General features: G+C 58.7%; 2 protein-coding genes and 1 pseudogene. 1 reads left to right on the top strand and 2 read right to left on the bottom strand.

The window, feature by feature from the left end; genetic code table 11:
* Together EJD88_RS15815 and EJD88_RS15810 are read right to left on the bottom strand one after the other, a co-directional pair.
* Window positions 1-307, bottom strand: a pseudogene (locus EJD88_RS15815) (ribonucleotide-diphosphate reductase subunit beta); the annotation flags it as partial.
* A gap of 473 nt (window positions 308-780) precedes the next feature.
* On the bottom strand, window positions 781-1050 hold the full coding sequence (locus tag EJD88_RS15810) for a DUF2790 domain-containing protein (RefSeq protein ID WP_099587215.1): 270 nt from the start codon (window positions 1048-1050) through the stop codon (window positions 781-783).
* A 413-nt stretch (window positions 1051-1463) separates the two neighbouring features.
* Between EJD88_RS15810 and acs the strand changes: the two genes are divergently transcribed.
* Complete coding sequence (gene acs, locus EJD88_RS15805) at window positions 1464-3419, top strand: acetate--CoA ligase (protein ID WP_158878420.1); 1956 nt, start codon at window positions 1464-1466, stop codon at window positions 3417-3419.
* Window positions 3420-3699: the final 280 nt, after the last annotated feature.

Below are 3699 nucleotides of genomic sequence, written 5' to 3'. Positions count from 1 at the left end.
ACTTGAAGGGTACGAGTTGGTTGAGGTCGGCGCGGCAGTTGATCATGCGCTTTTCGTCAACGGCGACGCGGGCGGCGGAGCCTTCGAGTTCGGCGAGGCCTTCGGCGACGTCGAGTTTGTCCAGGGCGGCCTTGGCGCGCACGATGGCGGCGGAGTCACTCGCGGTGACGGCGCGGGCTTCGATGGCGGCAGCAGCGCCGGCACCGTCGAGGCGGTCCATGTTGGCTTCGGTGGCGTGGCCGGCGTTGGCGCCTTTGGTGGCTACTTCGCCTTCTTCTTCTTTGTCGAATTCGTCCCAGCTCAGCATGACGTGTCGTCTCCTGCGTGAGGGCTCAAAGGTGCCCGTGTGAAACCGGATGGTTGGGTGTTCACACGACCCTCAGGCCGCGGTGGTTCTTTAAAGGAATCGTTTGTTGCAACAGCTCGCGCAGGCAAATAAACGCAATTGGGTAACGGGTTCTGCGTGAGGCTTGAGGTGCGGAGCGCTAGGTGCATGCTCCAGCGGAGGCCTCAGGTCTGGCTCTTCGTCCCTGTGTAAAGGGATATTGCAGGCCCGATTTACCCGCGCATTATAGGGAAAAATTCGGCTTTGTGTTGCGGCGGATGGTCTCGGATCGCAGACAAAAAGCCTGCTTTTCGGGCCAAGGCGCGAGTTTGTTGGGGTTGGTTGAAGGGACGAGCGGTAGGATTTTTTTCGAGGGGCGATGAGGGGAGGGAGGACCGGCTCTTTGCCGCAAGAACGATTTCTTGCGGCGAATAAGAATCCAACTTCAGACGTTATTACCCGTTAGAGCAGCCATTGCCCATGATCTTGTAATTAAGAATATGGCGCTGACCGTGGGAATCTTCATATTCCATCTTGGCCGGTACAACTTCACATACATTCGGAACTTCACTCATGGACACTACTTTGGCAACGTCCAAGTGGGTACTGTAGGTGTAATCCTCAACAATCGGGGCGTTGTGGCCGGCCAGCTCGGTCGGGGCTTCGTCGGCCAGGGCGGCGGTGGCGCACAAGCTGCTGAGGGCCATAACTACGAGAGCTTTCATTTCTGTACTTACCTTCTTCAGGGCGAAAGGGGTCACGTGGCCCTTGTGAGGCCGCGTGTGTAACTTAGGATTGGTTAGTTGCGATTAACGTTGCCTTCGTGGGGGCTGTTACGTTGTTAATCACTGCTGTGTAAACCACAGTGCCTTGGTTGGCGGAGTTGATTTTAGGCCTGCGGGTTATATTCATATACCCGTGCTTTTGATAAACACTATTGGCGGTTTTTGTAACAATCCCGTGGTAAAGGTTTTTTCACACAACGACAAAAGCCTTGCAGGCCGTAGGCCAGAGGCCTGTCAGTCGATACCAGGGCAATGTGTAGGGGCTTGTTACTACCATCGTCGAATGGTTCTATGGGGCCGCCCCGGCTACAACAGGGCATACAAAAACAACTATTGTCACCGAGGTAAGAAAGATGAGTGCGGCTTCCCTGTACCCCGTTCGCCCCGAAGTAGCAGCCGACACGCTGACCGATGAGGCGACCTACAAGGCCATGTACCAGCAGTCGGTGGTCAACCCCGACGGTTTCTGGCGTGAGCAAGCCAAGCGCCTCGACTGGATCAAGCCTTTCACCACGGTGAAGCAGACCTCGTTCGACGATCACCATGTCGACATCAAGTGGTTCGCCGATGGCACCCTGAACGTGTCCTACAACTGCCTGGACCGTCATCTCGCCGAGCGTGGCGATCAGATTGCGATCATCTGGGAAGGCGATGACCCGGCCGAGAGCCGCAACATCACTTACCGCGAGCTGCATGAGCAAGTCTGCAAGTTCGCCAACGCCCTGCGTGGCCAGGACGTACACCGCGGTGACGTGGTGACTATCTATATGCCGATGATTCCCGAAGCCGTGGTCGCCATGCTGGCGTGTACGCGCATCGGTGCGATTCATTCGGTGGTGTTTGGCGGTTTTTCCCCGGAAGCCCTGGCCGGTCGCATCATCGACTGTAAGTCGAAGGTGGTGATCACTGCCGATGAAGGCATTCGCGCCGGTAAGAAAATCCCACTCAAGGCCAACGTCGACGACGCCCTGACCAACCCGGAAACCAGCAGCATCCAGAAGGTCATCGTGTGCAAGCGCACCAACGGCCAGATCAAGTGGAACCAGCATCGCGACATCTGGTACGAAGACCTGATGAAAGTGGCGGGCACTGTCTGCGCGCCGAAAGAGATGGGCGCCGAAGAAGCGCTGTTCATCCTCTACACCTCCGGCTCCACCGGTAAGCCTAAAGGCGTGCAGCACACCACCGGCGGCTACCTGCTCTATGCCGGCCTGACCCACGAGCGTGTGTTCGACTACCGCCCAGGCGAAATCTACTGGTGCACCGCCGACGTCGGCTGGGTCACTGGCCACACCTATATTGTCTATGGCCCGCTGTCCAACGGCGCGACCACCGTGCTCTTCGAAGGCGTGCCGAACTACCCGGACATCACGCGGGTGGCGAAGATCGTCGATAAGCACAAGGTCAATATCCTCTACACCGCCCCGACCGCAATCCGCGCCATGATGGCCTCGGGCACCGCCGCCGTTGAAGGGGCAGACGGCAGCAGCCTGCGCCTGCTCGGCTCCGTGGGCGAGCCGATCAACCCGGAAGCATGGGATTGGTACTACAAGAACGTCGGCCAATCCCGTTGCCCGATTGTCGACACCTGGTGGCAGACCGAAACCGGCGGCAACATGATGAGCCCGCTGCCAGGCGCCCACGCGCTCAAGCCGGGTTCGGCGGCACGGCCGTTCTTCGGCGTGGTGCCGGCGCTGGTGGATAACCTGGGCAACCTGATCGAAGGCGCTGCCGAAGGTAACCTGGTGATCCTCGATTCGTGGCCGGGTCAGGCGCGTACGCTGTTTGGCGATCACGACCGCTTCGTCGATACCTATTTCAAGACCTTCCGTGGCATGTACTTCACCGGTGATGGCGCGCGCCGTGACGAGGACGGTTACTACTGGATCACCGGGCGTGTGGATGACGTGTTGAACGTATCCGGCCACCGCATGGGCACCGCCGAGATCGAAAGTGCCATGGTTGCCCACCCGAAAGTCGCCGAGGCGGCGGTGGTGGGTGTGCCGCATGACATCAAGGGCCAGGGTATCTATGTGTATGTCACCCTGAAAAATGGCGAAGAGCCGAACGAAGCGTTGCGCCTGGAGCTGAAAAACTGGGTGCGCAAGGAGATCGGGCCGATTGCTTCGCCGGATGTGATCCAGTGGGCGCCGGGCTTGCCGAAGACCCGTTCGGGCAAAATCATGCGCCGTATCCTGCGCAAGATTGCCACGGCTGAGTACGATGGGTTGGGCGATATCTCCACCCTGGCGGATCCGGGTGTGGTGGCGCATTTGATTGAGACGCACAAGACCATGAACGTCGCGTAAGGCGGGTGAGTGGGACAAAGCCCCATCCGGCGTGAGTCGGGTGGGGCTTTTTTGTGGGGTCTTGAAACCAATGTAGATCCAATGTGGGAGGGGGCTTGCCCCCGATTGCAGTGGGTCAGTGCCAAATTAGCCCACTGACACTCCCTCATCGGGGCATAGGTATCTACACAACTTCCTGTGGATGCTGAATCTATAGCAACTGGGCTGTTGTGGTGAGCGGGCTTGTCCCGCGCTGGGCTGCGAAGCAGCCCCATCAAAGCCACCGCGTTTTTTCAGAAAA

This window comes from Pseudomonas sp. PB105, from assembly GCF_009764655.1.
GTDB lineage: Bacteria > Pseudomonadota > Gammaproteobacteria > Pseudomonadales > Pseudomonadaceae > Aquipseudomonas > Aquipseudomonas cyclaminis.
This window is presented reverse-complemented; position numbering and strand designations above follow the sequence as displayed.

What these genes read in the sequence shown, in the direction of transcription:
- EJD88_RS15810 (WP_099587215.1), bottom strand. Translation starts at nt 1,050, where the DNA reads ATGAAAGCTCTCGTAGTTATGGCCCTCAGCAGCTTGTGCGCCACCGCC.
- acs (WP_158878420.1), top strand. Translation starts at nt 1,464, where the DNA reads ATGAGTGCGGCTTCCCTGTACCCCGTTCGCCCCGAAGTAGCAGCCGAC.